Source organism: Duganella sp. CF402 (assembly GCF_900109645.1).
In the GTDB taxonomy this organism is placed as follows: Bacteria; Pseudomonadota; Gammaproteobacteria; order Burkholderiales; family Burkholderiaceae_D; genus Rugamonas.
In genome coordinates this window covers 302,616-320,722 of record NZ_FOBG01000003.1, presented here as the reverse complement: position 1 = coordinate 320,722, position 18,107 = coordinate 302,616, and the positions used below count along the sequence as shown (strand labels likewise).

11 protein-coding genes are annotated in these 18,107 nt (G+C 65.8%); 5 read left to right on the top strand and 6 right to left on the bottom strand.

The genetic code is table 11. From position 1 onward, the window contains the following. Nucleotides 1-11: 11 nt before the first annotated feature. On the top strand, nucleotides 12-8,126 hold the full coding sequence (locus BMZ70_RS28145) for a beta strand repeat-containing protein (RefSeq protein WP_130301046.1): 8,115 nt from the start codon (nucleotides 12-14) through the stop codon (nucleotides 8,124-8,126). Here BMZ70_RS28145 and BMZ70_RS23480 read toward each other — a convergent pair. Then, complete coding sequence (locus BMZ70_RS23480; RefSeq protein ID WP_229205567.1) at nucleotides 8,123-9,352, bottom strand: glycosyltransferase family 4 protein; 1,230 nt, start codon at nucleotides 9,350-9,352, stop codon at nucleotides 8,123-8,125. The two genes, BMZ70_RS28145 and BMZ70_RS23480, sit on opposite strands and share 4 nt — an antisense overlap. 116 nt (nucleotides 9,353-9,468) lie before the next feature. Here BMZ70_RS23480 and BMZ70_RS23475 point away from each other — a divergent pair, with 116 nt between their 5' ends. The 4 genes from BMZ70_RS23475 to BMZ70_RS23460 are packed head-to-tail and all read left to right on the top strand — an operon-like array spanning nucleotide 9,469 to nucleotide 12,096. Continuing rightward, entirely contained in the window at nucleotides 9,469-10,569 is a 1,101-nt protein-coding gene (locus tag BMZ70_RS23475) for a sigma-54 interaction domain-containing protein (protein WP_092280057.1), read from the top strand. After that, nucleotides 10,566-11,054, top strand: coding sequence for a DUF6644 family protein (locus BMZ70_RS23470; RefSeq protein ID WP_092280055.1), 489 nt, complete (start codon nucleotides 10,566-10,568; stop codon nucleotides 11,052-11,054). The genes BMZ70_RS23475 and BMZ70_RS23470 overlap by 4 nt, the downstream gene beginning before the upstream one ends. Nucleotides 11,055-11,059: 5 nt before the next feature. Further along, on the top strand, nucleotides 11,060-11,533 hold the full coding sequence (locus tag BMZ70_RS23465) for a DUF6644 family protein (RefSeq protein WP_130301048.1): 474 nt from the start codon (nucleotides 11,060-11,062) through the stop codon (nucleotides 11,531-11,533). Then, nucleotides 11,530-12,096, top strand: coding sequence for a hypothetical protein (locus BMZ70_RS23460; RefSeq protein WP_092280051.1), 567 nt, complete (start codon nucleotides 11,530-11,532; stop codon nucleotides 12,094-12,096). Before BMZ70_RS23465 ends, BMZ70_RS23460 begins: the two co-directional genes overlap by 4 nt. Here BMZ70_RS23460 and BMZ70_RS23455 read toward each other — a convergent pair. Genes BMZ70_RS23455 through BMZ70_RS23435 form a run of 5 tightly spaced genes read right to left on the bottom strand, consistent with a single transcriptional unit; the run spans nucleotide 12,086 to nucleotide 17,923 of the window. After that, nucleotides 12,086-13,234: an amidohydrolase family protein gene (locus BMZ70_RS23455; RefSeq protein ID WP_092280049.1), complete on the bottom strand. Its 1,149-nt coding sequence runs from the start codon at nucleotides 13,232-13,234 to the stop codon at nucleotides 12,086-12,088. The two genes, BMZ70_RS23460 and BMZ70_RS23455, sit on opposite strands and share 11 nt — an antisense overlap. An 11-nt stretch (nucleotides 13,235-13,245) precedes the next feature. Further along, nucleotides 13,246-15,786: a TonB-dependent receptor plug domain-containing protein gene (locus tag BMZ70_RS23450; protein ID WP_092280047.1), complete on the bottom strand. Its 2,541-nt coding sequence runs from the start codon at nucleotides 15,784-15,786 to the stop codon at nucleotides 13,246-13,248. A gap of 18 nt (nucleotides 15,787-15,804) precedes the next feature. Next, nucleotides 15,805-16,740 (bottom strand): hypothetical protein, encoded by a 936-nt coding sequence (locus BMZ70_RS23445; RefSeq protein WP_092280045.1) that lies wholly within the window; start codon nucleotides 16,738-16,740, stop codon nucleotides 15,805-15,807. After that, complete coding sequence (locus tag BMZ70_RS23440; RefSeq protein ID WP_092280043.1) at nucleotides 16,737-17,504, bottom strand: hypothetical protein; 768 nt, start codon at nucleotides 17,502-17,504, stop codon at nucleotides 16,737-16,739. Before BMZ70_RS23440 ends, BMZ70_RS23445 begins: the two co-directional genes overlap by 4 nt. Further along, on the bottom strand, nucleotides 17,501-17,923 hold the full coding sequence (locus tag BMZ70_RS23435; RefSeq protein WP_092280041.1) for a DUF6152 family protein: 423 nt from the start codon (nucleotides 17,921-17,923) through the stop codon (nucleotides 17,501-17,503). The genes BMZ70_RS23440 and BMZ70_RS23435 overlap by 4 nt, the downstream gene beginning before the upstream one ends. Nucleotides 17,924-18,107 lie beyond the last annotated feature (184 nt).

The window sequence follows — 18,107 nt, the reverse complement described above, 5'->3', positions numbered from 1 at the left end:
GAACATATTTCATGGGCAAACTGATTACCGGCACCACCGCTGCCGACACCTTGGTTGGAACGACTGGCGACGATACCCTGAACGGGATTTCCGGGGTTGATTTACTCCAGGGGGGCGATGGCAACGACCTCTTTGTCTCCAACGGCGGCGAGCTTTACGATCAGGTCACCATGATCGGCGGCAATGGCGATGACACTTTTCAGATTACACGCCAAGGCTCGCCATCTACCGGCATCACGGCAGACGGCGGCAGCGGCAACGATGTATTTGATCTCAATATTTCCGGCACCGCCTTCACTTGGTCCCACCTGACCGGCGGCGCCGGCCGTGATACCTATAAGCTCCACTACGGCGGCAGCGGCGACACTAGCCGCTACGCGGACATCAGCGATTTCACCGCAGGCGCCGGCGGCGACCGCATCGATATCAGCGCACTCATCCAGTACAGCACCGTGGTGGGCGGCTATACCGGGGGGGACTTCATAGCCCAGGGCTATCTGCGGTTTGTAGCGGCCGAATATGGTACGCAGGTGATCTACGATTATGACGGCGCCGCCGGCGCCAACGAAGGCCAGATCAGCGCCTACCTCGGTGTCAAGGTGAGCGACCTGTTGGCGGCCAATATCGACGCCACCGGCGGGCGCCTCATCACCGGCACCAGCGCGGCCGACAAGCTGCTCGGCGGCAGCGGCGAGGATACCATCGACGGCGGCGCCGGCAACGACACTATGCAGGGCGGCGCCGGCGATGACCTGTACGTCGCCGATGTCAGCGGCGACGTCGTGACCGAGTTGGCCGAAGGTGGTACCGACCGCGTGGAAACCGGCGCCGCCAGCTACACGCTGGGCGCCTACGTGGAAAACCTGCGCTACACCGGCAGCGCGGCCTTTACCGGCATCGGCAATGCGCAAGGGAATCAAATCTTCGGCGGCGACGGCGGCGCCAAACTCGATGGCGCGGCCGGCAACGACACGCTGACCGGCGGCAGCGGCAACGACAGTCTTCAGGGCGGCTTGGGCAACGACCTGCTGGTCGCCGGCACGGGCAAGGACATGGCCGACGGCGGCGACGGCAGCGACACGCTGCAGCTGGCTGGCGACTTTGCCAGCTATGCCGTCAAGCGCATCAGCAACGTCGACACGACGCTGACTGATGCCAGCGGCAATGTGATCACGGTGCGCAACGTGGAAGCCATCGATTTCAATGGCGATGTGCGCAGCATGGGCGCGGTGTGGGGCAATTTCTCGACCGTCTACAACGACAGCCGGCAAGGTACGGACGGCGCCGACACGCTGGACGGCCTGGCCGGCGCCGACACCCTGACCGGCGGCCTCGGTGACGATACCTATGTGGTCGACAACCTGGCCGATATCGTGGTCGAGGCCGAAGGCCAGGGAACCGACCTGGTCCAGGTGGCGCTGACTGCGGCCGGCACCTACAGCATGACCGACAACGTGGAGAACGCCGTCGTGACGGCCGCCGCCACGGTGGCCGTCAACGTCACCGGCAATGCGCTGGACAACCTCATCACCGGCAACGCCGCCGCCAATACGCTGGCGGGCGGCGCCGGCAACGACACGCTGGACGGCGGCGCCGGCGCGGACAAGCTCAACGGCGGCCTCGGCAACGATCTCTACCTCGTTGGCGAAGCCGGCGACGTGGTCACCGAAAACCTCGGCGAGGGCACGGACACGGTCAAGACCACGCTGGCCAGCTACACGCTGGGCGCCAACCTCGAGAACCTGCAATACACCGGCAACGCGGCCTTCACCGGCACCGGCAATGCGCTCGACAACATCATCATCGGCGGCAGCAAGGACAACAAGCTGGACGGCGGCGCTGGCAACGACAGCCTGAGCGGCGGCGCCGGCAACGACAGCCTGATTGGCGGCCTCGGCAACGACAGCTTCACCGCCAGCGCCGGCAAGGACACCCTCGACGGCGGCGACGGCAACGATGTGCTGCAAGACCTGGGCAAGTTCAGCGACTACACCTTCGCGCGCCCGAACGCCACCGACACCACGCTGACCGACAAGGCCGGCAACCAGCTTACCGTGCGCAGCGTGGAAAACTTTGCCTTCAGCGACGGCAATCGGCCGCTGGCCGACCTGCAGTTCAACCTGCCCAGCGTCGGCAACGACAGCCTGACTGGCACCGCCGGCGCCGACAGCCTCAATGGCGGCTTGGGCAACGATACCCTGTTGGGCGACGAGGGCGACGACATCTATGTGGTCGACAACCCGAACGACGTGGTGCAGGAATTCGGCATCGGCGACCATGACGTGACGCAGGTGGCGTTCACTGCCGCCGGCTCTTACCAGCTGACCTTCTGGGTGGAGGATGGCATCGTCACCTCGCCTGGCACGCTGGCGGTCGGCATTGTCGGCAACGAATTGGACAACCTGCTGACCGGCAATGCCGGCGCCAATCCCCTGAGCGGCGGTCGCGGCAATGACACGCTGGATGGCGGCGCCGGTGCCGACAAGCTGATTGGCGGCGTCGACGACGATGTCTATGTGGTCGATAACAGCGGCGACACGGTCACGGAAAACCTGTGGGAAGGCCGGGACACGGTGCGCACTTCGCTGGCCACCTACACCCTGGGCGCCAATGTCGAGGAACTGCGCTACACCGGCACGGCCGCCTTCACCGGCACCGGCAACGCCGACGACAATGTCCTGGTGGGCGGCAACAACGGCAACAAGCTGGACGGCGGCGCCGGCCAGGATCGCCTGACCGGCGGCGACGGTGCCGACAGTCTGACCGGCGGCGCCGGCAACGACACCTTCACCGGCACGGCCGGCAAGGATACGGTGGACGGCGGCGCCGACGAGGACACGCTCACCTTGAGCGGCAATGTTGCCGACTACACGGTCACCCGCAGCAGCGCCACCGACACCGTGCTGGCGGACCAGAACGGCAACACGGTCACGGTGCGCAATGTGGAAGTGTTCAGTTTTGCCGACGGCGACAAATCGCTGGCCGGGATCCAGTACAACATCGCCAGCCCCTTCAACGACGCGCTGAAGGGCACCGACGGCGACGACCTGCTCAACGGCCTGGGTGGCGCCGACACCATGAGCGGCGGGCTGGGCAGCGATACCTATGTGGCCGACGACGTGGCCGACGTGGTGGAGGAGGCATGGGGCGGCGGCACCGACACGGTGCAGGTGGCGCTGAAGGCGGCGGGCACCTATGCACTGGGCGTCTATGTGGAAAACGCCACCGTGACGGCCGCGCCGACAGTGGCCGTCAACGTGAGCGGCAACAGCTGGAACAACGCCCTCACGGGCAACGCCGCCGCCAACACCCTCAGCGGCGACAGCGGCAATGACACGCTGGACGGCGGCGCCGGCAACGACAAGCTGATCGGCGGCCAGGGCGACGATGTGTTCGTGGTTGGCGAGGCCGGCGACGTGGTGATCGAGGCGCTGGACGAAGGCTACGACACGGTGCAGGTGGCGGTCGCCAGCTATGCCATGACGGTCAACGTGGAAGACCTCGACTATACCGGCAAGGTGGCCTTCACCGGCACCGGCAACCAGCTCAATAATGCCATCCACGGCGGCAACGGCGGCGCCAAGCTCGATGGCGGCGCCGGCAACGACACGCTGTTCGGCGGCAGCGGCAACGATAGCCTGCAAGGTGGCGCCGGCGACGACCGGCTGCTGGCCGGCAGCGGCAAGGATAGCGTGGATGGCGGCGCCGGCAAGGACGTGCTGGTGCTCGGCGGCAAAGCGGCCGACTACAGCGTCGCGCGCGCCAGCGCCACCGACACGGTGCTGACCGACAAGGATGGCAATGTGCTCACGCTGCGCAACGTCGAGGTGCTGGCCTTTGCCGACGGCGACCGGACGCCGGACGACGTCCTGCGCGGCGTCGCCAGCGCTTACGCCGATGTGATCGTGGGCACCAGCGGCAATGACCTGATCAACGGCCTGGGCGGCGCCGACACGATGGCTGGCTACGAGGGCAACGATACCTATGTGGTCGACGACCTGGGCGACGTGGTGGAAGAGGGCTGGGGCGGCGGCGTCGACCTGGTGCAGGTGGGGCTGAAGGTGGCCGGCACTTATGCGCTGGGTTCCTATGTGGAAAACGCCACCATCACCGCCGCGCCGGCCGTGGCCGTCAGTATCAGCGGCAACGGCTGGGACAACCACATCATCGGCAACGCGGCCGCCAACACGCTGGACGGCTTCTGGGGCGACGACACGCTGGACGGCGGCGCCGGCAATGACAAGCTGATCGGCGGCACCGGCGACGACCTGTTCGTGGTGAGCGACAGCGGCGATGTGGTGATCGAATTGCTGGACGAAGGCCGCGACACGGTGCAGGCAACGGTTGCCAGCTACACCCTGGCGGCCAATGTGGAAGACCTCGAGTTCACCGGCAGCGGCGCCTTCAGCGGCACCGGCAATGCGCTGGACAACGTCATCCACGGCGGCAATGGCGGCGCCAAGCTCGATGGCGGCGCCGGCAACGACACCCTGGCCGGCGGCAGCGGCAACGACAGCCTGCAAGGCGGCATCGGCAACGACGTGTTGATTGCCGGCACCGGCAAGGACACCATCGACGGCGGCGCCGGCGACGATACGCTGGAAGGCCTGGGCAACCGGGACGACTACACCGTGGCCCGCCCCAACGCCACTGACGTCGTGCTTACCGACAAGGCGGGTAACGTCCTGACCTTGCATCGCAATGTTGAATGGCTGAAGTTCGCCGACGTCACGGACGTGCTCGACAACCTGCTGATCAATATTGCCAGCGTCGGCAACGACATCCTGTATGGCACCGACGGCAAGGATACGATGGACGGCGGCGCCGGCGCCGACTTCATGAGCGGCGGCTCGGGCGACGATACCTACGTCGTTGACCATGCCAACGACCTGGTGGCCGAAGACCCGGCCGGCGGCAACGACACCGTGCTGGTGGCGCTGGCCGCCGGGGCGACCTACAAGCTCGGCGAGAATGTCGAGAACGCGACGCTGATCTTGTCCGCCGCCACCAACCTCACCGGCAACGACGACCAGAACGTCCTGACCGGCAACGCCGCCGCCAACGCGCTGACGGGCGGCGACGGCTGGGACACCCTGGACGGCGGCGCCGGCAGCGACAAGCTGGTGGGCGGCACCGGTAACGACCTCTACATCCTGAACGATGCCGACCTCGTGACCGAATTGGCGGACCAGGGCGACGACACGGTGCAAACCACGCTGGCCAGCTACACCCTGACCGCCAATGTCGAAGAGCTCATCTACACCGGCAGCGGCGCCTTCAACGGCACCGGCAATGCCTTGAGCAACCAGATCAAGGGCGGCAACGGCGGCGGCAAGCTTGACGGCGGCGACGGCGACGACGTGCTGCGCGGCGGCACCGGCAACGACAGCCTGCTCGGCGGCGCCGGCAATGACTACCTGTTTGGCGAAGGCGGCAAGGACACCATCGATGGCGGCGCTGGCCTGGACCGGGTGCAGATGATGTGGGTGAAGCGTGACGAGGTGACGGTGACCCGCGTCGGCCTCACCGACACGGTGGTGACCGATAAAGACGGCAATTCGCTCACGCTGCGCAATGTCGAGGAAGTGCAGTTCAGCGACTGGAACGTCAAAATCGAGGACTTGCAATACAACCTGGCCAGCCCTGGCAGTGACCACTTGTATGGCGGTGGCGGCAACGACATCCTGAATGGTGGCGGCGGCGCCGACACGCTGGAAGGCTACGGCGGCGACGACACCTATGTGATTACCGACAAGGCCACCGTCATCATCGAGGGCGACGGCTATACGGATGGCCTGGACCTGGTCCAGGTGGCGTTCACCGCCGCCGCCACCTACACCTTGGCGGCGAATGTGGAAGACGCCACCGTCACGGCGGCCGCCACGGTGGCGGTCAACCTCACCGGCAATGAGCTGGACAACTGGCTGACCGGCAACGCCGCCGCCAACGTCCTGACCGGCGGCCTGGGGGACGACACGCTGGACGGCGGCGCTGGCGCCGACAAGCTGATCGGTGGCGATGGCGACGACGTCTATGTCGTCACCGAGAGCGGCGACGTGGTGACGGAGCTGCCGGGCGAGGGCTACGATCTGGTCTCGACCTCGCTGGCCAGCTACACGCTGACGGCCAATGTCGAGGGCCTGTTCTCCTTCGCCAGCGGCGCCTTCACCGGCACCGGCAACGCGCTCAACAACCTGATGGTGGCCGGCAGTGGCGGCGCCAAGCTCGATGGCGGCGCCGGCGACGACTGGCTGGTGGGCGGCAATGGCAACGACAGCCTGATCGGCGGCCTGGGCGACGATCTGTTCGAGTTCAGCCTCGGCAAGGACACCGTCGATGGCGGCGCCGGAAATAACGAGCTGACGAATCTGGATGTGTTTGAGCATTACACCGTCCTGCGCGTGAACGCCACCGACACCTTGCTGACGCATGTCTCGGGCGCCTCGGTGCTGGTGCGCAATGTGCAGGCGTTTGACTTCGACGGCACCGCGATGACGCTGGCGCAGGTGCAGCAAGGCAGCGTCGGTCCCGGCACCGATACCGTGCTGGGTACCGACGGCGACGATACGCTGGACGGCGGCCCCGGCGACGATGTGCTGGTCGGCGGCAGCGGCGACGACTATTACCGCTTGTCTGCCCCCGGCGACAAGGTGGTGGAGCAGGCGGGCGGCGGCGTCGACGGCGTCACGCTGGACTTCGCCAGCGCCGGCACCTACACGCTGGCGTCCAACGTCGAATACGCCGTGATGAGCGAGGCGTCGACGGTGGCCATCAACGTGGTCGGCAACGAGTTGCCCAACTACCTGTGGGGCAACGCCGGCGCCAACAACCTCAGCGGCGGCCTCGGCAACGACACCCTCAACGGCGGTGCCGGCAACGACACCTTGGCGGGCGGATTCGGCGACGACCAATACATGCTCGACCAAAGCGGCGACGTCATCAAGGAAAACGCCGGCGAAGGTTACGAGACGGTGTTTGTGTCGGCGGCGTCGTATGCCTTGTCGGCCAACCTCGAGGACTTAGTGTTCACCGGCACCGGCGCCTTCACCGGTAGCGGCAACGATGGCGCCAACCGCCTGTTTGCCAACACCAGCACCGGCGCCAAGCTGGACGGCGGTGCCGGCAACGACACGCTGGTCGGCGCGGCGGGCAATGACAGTCTGCTGGGCGGCGCCGGCGACGACCGCATCGAAACCGGCGGCGGCAGCGACACGGTCGACGGCGGCGCCGGTAACGACTACGTGGTCGGGCTGAGCGCGCGCGACAGCTATACCGTGGTCCGCACCGCCACCGATACCGTGCTGACCGGCAGCGACGGCAAGGTCATCACGGTGCGCGGTGTGGAGACGTTGTATTTCGGTACCGAAAAGCTGACGCTGGAGCAGCTGCAGGCCAACACCGCCGGTCCCGGCAATGACAGTCTGCTGGGTACGGACGGCAACGACACGCTCGATGGCGCGGCCGGCGCCGACACGCTGAGCGGCGGGGCCGGTGACGACCTCTACCGCGTTGACAACACCGGCGACCGTATCGTGGAGTTGGCGGGCGGCGGCACCGACCGGGTGGAAACCGCACTGTCCAGCTACACGCTGGGCGCCAACCTGGAGAACTTGCGGTACACCGGCACGGCCGCCTTCACTGGCGCCGGCAACGAGCAGGATAACACCTTGTGGGGCGGCAGCGGCAGTGACAAGCTGACTGGCGGCCTCGGCAGCGATACCTTCGTGGTCAACAGCAAGTCCGGCATCGATACCATCACCGACTTCGTCTCCGGCACGGACCACCTGTCGCTGGATTTGAAAGCGCTGGGCTTGAACACCGGCCACCTGGGCAGCAGCGTGCACGCCACGCCGGGCGGCTTCGCGGTGGATGAGCAGTTGATGCTGTTCAGCTCGCGCATGGCGTCGGCCAGCACCGCCAATGCGGCGGCGGTGATCGGTTCGGCCACCAGCGCCTACGCGGCGGGCGACACGGCGCTGTTCCTGGTCTCCACCGCCAAGGACACCACGCTGTACCGCTTTGTTTCCAGCGGTACGGACGCCAAGGTATCTGCGGCCGAGCTGACCGCGCTGGTGACGCTGACCGGCACGCCGACCACCACGCTGGATGACTACGTGTTCGGCTAAGCCTGAACGAAGCGCAGCAGCGCCGGCATGCAGTGCCGGCGCATGTCGTAGCGCTCGATGATGGTCTGGCGCGCGGCGTCGCGCAGGTGCTGCAGGCTGGCGCGCCGTTCCAGCGCGTCGGCCACGGTGGCCGCCAGCGCCTGCGGGTCGAAGAAATCGACCAGCAGGCCGTTGCGCCCGTGCTCGATCACTTCCCGCACCGGCGCCGTGTTCGAGGCCACGATCAGGCAGCCGGTGCTCATCGCCTCCATCAGCGACCATGACAGCACGAACGGATAGGTCAGGTAGGTGTACACCGCCGACACCTGCATCAGCTGCGTCAGCACCGTGTGCGGCACCTTGCCAACGAAGTGGATGCGCTTCATGTCGATACGGTCTTTCACTTCATCGAGGAAGATCTGCTTCCAGCTCTTGCCCTGCGGCGGCGCCGCGCCGTAGCTGACGCCGTCGCCGCCGACAATCACCACGCGCGCGTTGGGCCGCTGCTTCATCAGCTCCGGCAGCGCGCGCATGAAGATGTGGTAGCCGCGATATGGCTCCAGCTGGCGCGCCACAAACACCACCACCTCATCGCCGGGCCGCAGCGTCAGGCCGGCCGATTGCAGCTGCACGTAGGCGCTCGGCTCGGGGCGGAAGCGCTCGGTGTCGATGCCGTCGTGGATCACGGTGATGCGGTCGCGGAACCATGCCGGATGGCGGTCGCGCTGGAATTCGGTGGGCGACAGCGCGCCATCGGCCACCGACATGGCGTGCAGCAGATGGGTGTTGCGCAGCCGCAGGCGCTGCAGGGCGGCGCTGCTCGGCTGCGAGAATTCCGGGTCGAAGAAGGCGTCGCCGCCTTCGCCCTGGTAGTAATACTCGGCGTAGATCAGCAATTTGGCCTTGGGGAAGATATCGCGCACGTACAGCGCCTCGCCCCAGCCGGGATGGACGAAGATCACGTCCGGCTCAAAGCCCTGTTGCTTCAGCCATTCCAGCCGCGCCGCCGTCGATTCGCCGCGCAACACCTTGCCGTACAAGTCCTTCAATTGCGTCGGCGGACGCGGGCCGTGTGGCTGATTGGCCACATCGTGGCGGAAATAGCGCACGCCGGGCTGGGGAATTGTCGGCTGGTTCATGCCGACGCCAACCACTTCGTGGCCCTGCGCCGCCAGCGCCGGGGCCAGGTGTTTGAATTGTCCGGGGAAGTTCTGGTGAATGAACAGGTATTTGCTGCGGGTGCTCAAGGGTGATTCTCCATATTGCCAGGAAGCCATTGTGCCATGTCTTATATCCAGAATGCGCATTTGTTAGTTTGGAATGATTCGTGGGCGCGCGCGGCGAAATTCGTTACCTTTGAATCATGGATAAACTTCTTACCTTCCCCGATCAGTCGGCGATGGTCTTGTCGATACGCGCCAAGGCCATGCTGTTCCATGATCCCCGCTCGTCCGAGCTGTTGCAGCAGGTCGAGCGCATCGCGCGCAGCGACGCCACCACGCTCATCATCGGCGAGACCGGCACCGGCAAGGAACTGATCGCGCGCCACATCCACGACCAGAGCGGGCGGCAGGGGCCGTTCGTGGCGGTCAACTGCGGCGCCTTCAGCGAATCGCTGATCGACGCCGAACTGTTCGGGCACGAGGCCGGCGCCTTCACCGGCGCCACGCAGGCGCGCGCGGGCTGGTTCGAGGCGGCCGACGGCGGCACCTTGTTCCTCGACGAGATCGGCGATTTGTCGCTGGCCTTGCAGGTCAAGCTGCTGCGCGTGCTGCAGGAGCGGCAGGTGGTGCGGCTGGGCGCGCGGCGGCCGATACCGCTCAATGTGCGGCTGGTGGCCGCCACCAATGTCGACCTGCACAAGGCCATCGAGGCCGGGCGCTTCCGTTCCGACCTGTACTACCGGCTCGGCGTGGCGTCGGTCAACCTGCCGCCGCTGAGCGAACGGGCTGGCGACATCTTGCCGCTGGCGCGGCACTTCATCGGCGTCTACAGCGGCAAGCTGAAGCGCGGACAGGTGACCTTGTCGGCGCGGGCCGGCGCGGCGCTGCTGTCCTATGAGTGGCCGGGCAATATCCGCGAGCTGGAAAACGTGATCCACTTCGCGCTCATCGTCTGCCGTGGCGATGTGATCGAGGCCGAGGACTTGAAGCTGACCGGCATCTCGCACCGCCGCCAATCTGCATTCCAGCCCATCGCCAACGATGCGCCGCCGTCAGGCGAGGGCTTGCCGCAACAGCTGGCGGGCCTGATCAATCGCATGATCGACGCCGATCACCCGGACTTGTTCGACAGTGTGGAAGAGGTGCTGGTACGTACCGCCTTCAATGCCTGCCACCGCAATCAGGTGCACACTGCGCGCGTGCTGGGCATCAGCCGCAACATCCTGCGCACCCAGCTCAAGCGCTTCGGCCTGATCGGCTTTGACGGCGTGAGCGCATCACATCGGGAGCTTTTGCAATGACCTTGTTTGACATTTTTCACGCGATTCAGGAGACCGAAAGCAGCACCGCGCTGCGCGAATCGCTGTACGCCTTTCCCTTGCTGGAGGCGCTGCACTTGCTGGGATTGGCGTTGTCCTTCGGCCTGATCCTGCTGACCGACTTGCGCCTGACCGGCCTGCTGCTCAAGCGCATTCCGCTGGCGGATTTGCTGGACCAGCTGCGCTATTACATCTTCGGCGGTTTCGCGCTGACCTTCATCACCGGCGGCCTGCTGTTCTGGGCCGAGGCGGAAACCTTGTACAGCAACCTGCCGTTCTGGCTCAAGGTCGGCTGCATGGTGATCGCCTGCCTCAACGCGCTGTACTTTGAACTGAAGTGGGGCCACCGCGCCGCGCAGTGGGCGCATCAGGCGGTGCTGCCCGCTGGCGCCTCGCGCGCGGGTTGGATCTCGCTCAGCTTCTGGACCCTGGCCACCATCTTTGGCCGTTCTATTCCTTACTATTGATCGTCATGAGTTTTGTTCAAGTCCTGGGATGGCTGCAAGAGAGCTATCCAGTCGCGCAGCTGCGCGCCGCCAACCATCTCGTTATCGAAACCACCGAAGTGCTGCATGTGCTGGGGCTGGTCACCTTCCTGGCCGCGCTGCTGCTGGTGAATCTGCGCTTGCTGAATATCGGCTTGCGGCGGCAATCGTCGCCACTGGTGGCGCAAGCCGCCGCGCCGCTGGTGTGGGGCGGACTGACGCTGACGGTGTTGACCGGCACTGTCCTGTTCCTGTCCGGCCCGGTGCGCTACTACAACAACAGCGCCTTCGTACCGAAGATGATTTTGCTGGCGCTGGCCTTGACGGTGCAGTTCACGCTGTACCGCAAGGTGACGCGCACCGAGCAGCCCAAGCCGCTGTTCGCTGGCGGCAGCGCGGTGCTGTCCTTGTCGTTGTGGTTCAGCGTGGGCCTGTTTGGCCGCGCGATTGGATACGTATGAAGCTGCGTTACTTGTCCCTGCTGTTGCTGGCTGCTTGCAGCCCGGGCGAACCGCCTGTCCCGTTTCGTCCTGACGCATCAATCCAGGAGGTGATGGCCTCGGTGGTCGATCCCGCCGCCGATGCGTTGTGGGAAGCGGTCAGCAGCGAGACCACGGCCAATGGCATCGTCGAGCACCAGCCGCGCACCGATGCGGAATGGCTGGCGGTGCGCCATCATGCCGTCACGCTGGCGGAGGCGGCCAATTTGCTGCTGATTGAAGGCCGTGTAGTCAGCCACACCAACAAGCTGGAAGATGCGCACGTGCCGGGCATCCTGAGCGCGCCGGAAGTGCAGAAGAAGATAGAAGCCGACCGCCAGCTGTTTGCCGAACGCGCGCACGATCTGCAATTGGCGGCACGCGAGGCGCTGGCGGCGATTGACGCCAAACAGCCGCAGCGTCTGCTGGTGGCGGGGGAACGTATCGATGCGGCATGCGAGCGCTGCCACCTGACCTACTGGTATCCGAATGCGGAGCAGCCGAAGTGGCCTGCTCCGCTCAAGCACGCAGCGGCTAAACCTTGATGCCCTTGCGGGCCAGCAGCGAACGGCTGTTGTCGATGTAGATTTGCTGGCGCTGTTGCGGCGTCAGCACCTTGTCGAGCGTGGCGAGGCCGGGGCCGGAGTCGCCGCGATCGCCGCCGCCGACACCGTAGTCGGTGCCGAACAGGATGCGATCCGCACCGAGCTTGCTGATCGCCAGCTTGACCCATTCGCCGTTGCGCGAATACGGCCCCGGATCCAGATACAAGCGGCGCAAGCGCGCCAGCGGATCGGCTACGCCAGCCTTGTGCGCGGCCGGCACGATGGTATCGATCAGGTAGGGCAGGAAGCCGCCCAGCATAATCACTTCCACCGTCACGTCCGGATAGGGATCGAGGAAATCGGTCAGGCCCAGCGTGATCGCGCCGTTGGCGAGATGGCTGTTGCTGATGATGCTCCAGCGCGCGTAGTCGGTATCGGTCGGTGTTATCACTGGCGGCTGACCCGGCACCAGCGCGCTGGCCGGTGCACGGTGGATGAAGAAGTGGCTGCCCAGCTTCTGCGCCTCGGCGAACAACGGCGCCAGCGTGCGCGCGCCTTCCAGCGTGGCGAAAGCGTTCAGCGGCAGCGAGCCGCCGATCAAACCCAGCTCCTGGTGCGCGCGCCGCAGCTCCTGCGCGGCCCACACTGGATCGGCAGCCGGCATTGCGGCCACGGCCAGGAAGCGGTCGGGATAGCGTTTGACCACGCTCGCCAGTTCATCGTTCACGGCGCGGAACAGCGGGCGCAATTGTTCCAGCGGCAGCGTAGCGTCGAAGCCCAGTGCCACTGTGTGCGTCAACAGCTGGCGGGCTATGCCAAGCTTTTCAATGTGGCGCAGGCGCACATCGATATCCGATGCGCTGAACGGCGACGGTTTGCCGGCAGCGAAGGAGGCGGTGGTCAGGTTTTCCATCAGGCTGACGCCATCCGCTCCGTCGAACACGCGCGGCGCGGCGGTGCGCTTGCGCAGGAAATCGATCTCCGCATTGGTGACGAAATGCGCGTGCCAGTCGATCAGCACGCGCGGCTTGGTTGCGGTTGCGGCTCCGGCCAGCGCTGGCAGGCCAGCCGCGAGGGCTAGCGTGCCATAACCAATTCCAGCCGCAGCGCCGCGCAAGAATTGACGACGATCTTGCATCAGCGCTCCTTTCACAGCTTGTAGCTCACGCCCGCGTACACGAAGCGGCCGGAGGCGCCGTTCGGCCCGATGAACGAGTACGGGTTGATGCCGCTGGCGCGGTTGGCCGTCAGGTACTTGTCCGGATAGCGGTTGAAGGCGTTCTGCACATTCAGGTCCACCTTCCAGCGCTTGCTGATCGCGTACACCACGCCGAAGTCGACATAGGTCTCGGGCGAGAACACCTGGTCCACATTGCCGTTGGCCGCCGCCACGCCGGCCACGTCGCCGACGTTGTAGCGGTAGCGGCCATAGCGCGTGACGCTGCTGTCCACCGTCCAGTCGCCGACGTTGTAGCGGGCGCCCAATACGATCTTGTTCTTCGGCGTGCCGGTTTCCGCATCGCGCACCTTGGCGTTGCCGACCGCGAGGATCGAGGCGCCGCCAATGCTGACGTAGCGGTGCACATTGGATACGCTGGTGTTAATCAGACTGGCTGCCGCGCTCAGTTCCAGCTGGCCGGCGCCGGCGCTGAAGTGGCGCTTGCCGATGATGTCGATGCCGTCGGTGCGGCTATCCCAGCCGTTGGTGTAGTACGACGCCTGCGTAAAGCCCGGCAGGCCGGCGGCGGTGAAGGCGGCCGTCACCGTCGCACCCTGCAGCGTTTCGGTGGCGATGATCACGTCCTTCACTTTGAGGCGATACGCATCCACCGTCAGCGAAGAAGACGCATCCGGACGCCACACCGCGCCCAGCGAATAGGTGCGCGATTTTTCCGGCTCCAGCGGACGTGCGCCGAACGCGGCGCCGGCCGGATCGTCAGGGCGGAACTGGCGCGTCTGGCCCGGCGTCAGCGCGCCGGTGCCGGAGTTGGACCAGTTGCTGGTGGTGCCGGTGCTCTGGAAGCCCAGCGCAGCCAGACTCGGCGCGTGGAAGCCCGAGCTGACGGTGCCGCGCAGGGCGATGGCCGGAGTAAAGTCGTAACGGCTGTTCAGCTTGAAATTGCTGGTGCCGCCGAAGTCCGAGTAATGCTCGTAGCGGCCGGTGGCGCCGACCAGCCATTGCTTGTTCAGGCGCGCGTCGAAGCCGGCGTAGCCGCCCGCCACATTGCGCGTGATCTCGCTGGCGTCCTGCGGCTTGATGCCGGAAGTGGACGAACCGCTGACCGGAATGCGCGTGGTGTCGCTGGCGAACGAGGTGCCCGGATACAGCGAGCCCACCGTCTGGCCAGCGAGCGGGCCGCCGGTGTAGCCAGCCGCGTCGCCCAGGTCGCCGGTGCGCCAGCGCTCGTGGCGCGCCAGCAGGCCGGCCGACACGCTCAGGCCATCTTCCAGTCCGGCCACCGCGATGGTGTTCAGGTAGTCGGCCGTCAGGCTGGTGGTGTCGCTCTTCCACGAACCGAGGTAGAAGTGGGTCGGGCTGGCCGCGCCGTAGGACGGGTTGGCGGTGTTGTAGGTGTCGCGGGCGGTCTCGTTGGCGCCGTAGCTGACCGCCACATCCAGCTTGCCGGCCGTGTCGCCATCGAAGCGCACGCCGCCCACCACGGCGGTATCCTTGGCGTGATAGCGCATCCACGGCTGGTAGCCGTTCGGATACAGGCCCAGCACATCGTTCTCGCCCAGCTTGGTGCCGTCGGTGACGGTGGTGTTGCTGGTGATGGCTTTCACCACGCGCTCCGGATTGACCCAGTTGTCGGCCGATTTATCCGAATAGTTGACCCAGCCATACGCCACGGCGCGCGCGCTCAATGGCAGTTCGGCGTTGATCAAGCCGCTCCAGTTGTCGCGCGAAGACTGGCCCCACTGGCCGTACTTCTTGTTGAAGGTGGAGTTGCGTGCATCGCCGTTGGGGAACAGCTGGCGCCAGTCCGCTTCGCTGCGGTCGACGTTGGTGTTCTTCAGGCGGTCGATGCTGACGTTGGCGAAGCCGTCCTGGCCCAGCTTGACGCCGGTCCAGCCGTTGATGGCGGTGGTGTGCCCGCCGCCATCGGTGTAGCCGCCGCCGTGCGCATTCAGTTCGCCGCCGCTGCCGTTCTCGCGCAGCACGATGTTGATCACGCCGGCAATCGCGTCCGAGCCGTACTGGGCGGCCGCGCCATCGCGCAGCACTTCGATGCGCTGCACCGCGCTGATCGGAATGGTGTTGAGGTCGACCACGGTGGCGGCCGGCCACGGATCGGTGCCCGACAATTGTGCCGAGGTGTTGCGGCGCTTGCCATTCACCAGCACCAGCGTGTAGGCCGGGCTGACGCCGCGCAGCGAGGCCGAGCGCACGCCCTGGCCCTTGACCGCGTTCTGGCCCTGCGGGAAGTTGAACGACGGATGCAGCCGCGACAGCGCCTGGTTCAGGCTGACCGCGCCGGTTTCCTTGAGCTGCTGCGGCGTGATGACGTCGATTGGAGAAGAGCTGGTCAGCACGGTGGCGTCATGCCGGGTGGTGCCCAGCACCACGATGCTGTCGATGATGCTGGTGGTAGCCGCATCGGCGGCGATGCTGGCGGCGCTATCCTGCGCCTGCACGCTGCCGAAGGCTAAGGTCAGCAGCGTGGCGATGGTGGTACGGCGGTGTTTCATGTGATGCTTTCAAAAAGTTTAGCGTGCGGCGGGTGTGACTGCGACGTGGCCGAAGCCGATGTTGTTTTCAGTGCAGATGCGTTCGTCGCGCTCGATCACGGTCTGGTTGCCGGATTTGTTGAGCGCTACTTCGTAGTGCCAGCCGTCGACCGCATCCTTTTCGGTGCGGCGCTTGGCCGGGATGGTGGCGCTCCACTTGCGCGTGTAGACGCTAGGGTCGTCGAAGGTGGCGACGTAGTTGTAGCGCGTGCCGTCCGGCGAGAAGATGTAGCGCTCGGTGATGTGCACGTTCTCGCTGGCGAACTCGCCGGTGCGGCCGAACAGCGCCTTGCTGTTGTTGTTGGTCACGTCCACCACCAGCGTGTTGCCTTCCCAGTGGCCGCGCGAGTCGGCGTTCCACAGCTTGATGTTGGCCGGCAGGTGCGGCTTGCCATCGAGGTGGATGATGCGGGTGCCCGAGTTGAACAGGAACACCACGTAGCCCGGATACTGGCGGATCTCGTAGCCGTGCCAGATGAAGGACTTGGGCACGCCGGCCGGCGCGCAGCGCGCCAGCGGTTCGATGTATTGCGGCTGGGTCGGATTGTGGAAGTTTTTCAGGAAGTCTTCCTGCGCGGCCTTGGCCCACGGCTGGAACGGCACCTGGCCGTCGGCCGGATCGGTGACGCGGCTTGGTGCACGCTCTTCACGCGGGCCGAGCGGCTTGCGCGGCGGCGCCGGGTCGCCGGGAATGCCGCCTTGCGGGTCGGTCCAGTTGTTGTGGTTGCCCACGGTGTTGGACCAGTGGCCTTCGACGTCGGGCTGGCCGTCGGGCAGGCGCTTGCCGGTCCATTTGCCGGAAGCGATTTGGGTATAGGTCGGCTCAAAGCTGATGCGTTCGGTGGTCTTCAGCGCTTGCTGGGCGTAGGCCGGCAGCGTCAGCATGGCGATCAGGAGGCTAGCGGTAGTTTTCATTTTGCGGCCGGCGGTTTAGGCGGATAGTGTTGGTCGTAGTCGAGCGTGAAGCGGTAGTCTTCGATCAGCTGGAAGTTCTTTTCGCGGTGGCGGTGCAGGATCACGCTGATGTCCCACGGCTGGCTGAAGACTTCCTTGTCTTCCAGCCGTGCGCTGTACTCGATGGTGTTGGCGTCGAGGTACTTCCAGCGCTCCACCACGTGGAAGGACTCGCTGTGGTAGTTGCCGGCGCGGTCGAGCCAGGTCTCGTCGTTGAAATCGGCCACGTCCACCACCAGCGTGTCGCCTTCCCATTTGCCGCGCGAGTCGCCCAGCCAGAACTGGTTGCGGTCGCCGCCGGGATGGGAGGTGCCGTTGGTGTGGATGGTGCGCACCGAGTGGCCGAATTGATGCACCAGCGTCAGGTCGCGCTGGCGCTGGAAGATCTGGAACGGCTCGGGGTAGTAGATCCCGCGCGGCACGCCGAGGGTCCAGCCTTTGAGGGCGGGATCGTCTTTGGCGCGATTGGCGAAGTTCTTTTTCTTTTGTTCCAGCGCGGCCGGCAGGTAGGGGATGACGTTGCCGACCACGATGCCGGCGCCCGGCGGCGCATCCTGGCGCGCGGCATGCGGTTCCAGGTCGTAATCGGCGGCGCTGGTGGTTTGCCAGATGCCGGAGAAGTCGGGCTTGCCGTTGGACAGGCGCGGGATCTTGTCGGCGGCGAGGGCGTGGCCGGCCAGCATGGCCAGCAGGAGCAGGGCGGAGGCGAGCGGCTTGTGGATCATGGGCGCGGCGCCTCGGTGGTCGGGGCGTCTTGCGCGCCGCCGGTCTGGATCACGCGGCCGTCGGCCAGGGTGACGTAGACGCTGTAGCCGAACGGCTCGCCGTTCTTGGAGCGGAAGCCGCGGATGCGCACTGGCTGGCCGACTTTGAGGTCGCTCTTGCTCAGGCCCTTGTTGGACAGCGAGTTCGGCGCGCCGAACTCCACGCCCCAGTTGGTGACCTTGCCGTCCGGGCCGGTCACGTCGAAGTACAGCCAGCTGTGGGGATTGACCCACTTGGCCTTGGTGATGGTGCCTTGCAGGTCAAGCGGCTGCCTGGCGTCGAATTCGGCGGCAAAGGCGTGGTGCGCTTGCGCGGCGGGGGCGGCGAGCAGCAGGGCGCCCAGCAGGGCAGCCAGCGCGCGCGTCGAGGTGGTATGCATAGTCTTCTCCAGAAAAGTGGTACGTGCAAGGCTTACTGTTTGCAAGCGGTATGCCAGTCGCTAAGCCTTTGTTTTAGCTGGACTATTTCTGGATGATGCGGTTTGCTGTTGGTTCCTGAACAGCGCAGCTGCTGCGAAATCAACAGTACTGTTGATTGTGGGAGGGGCCAGTTCGGTATAATCG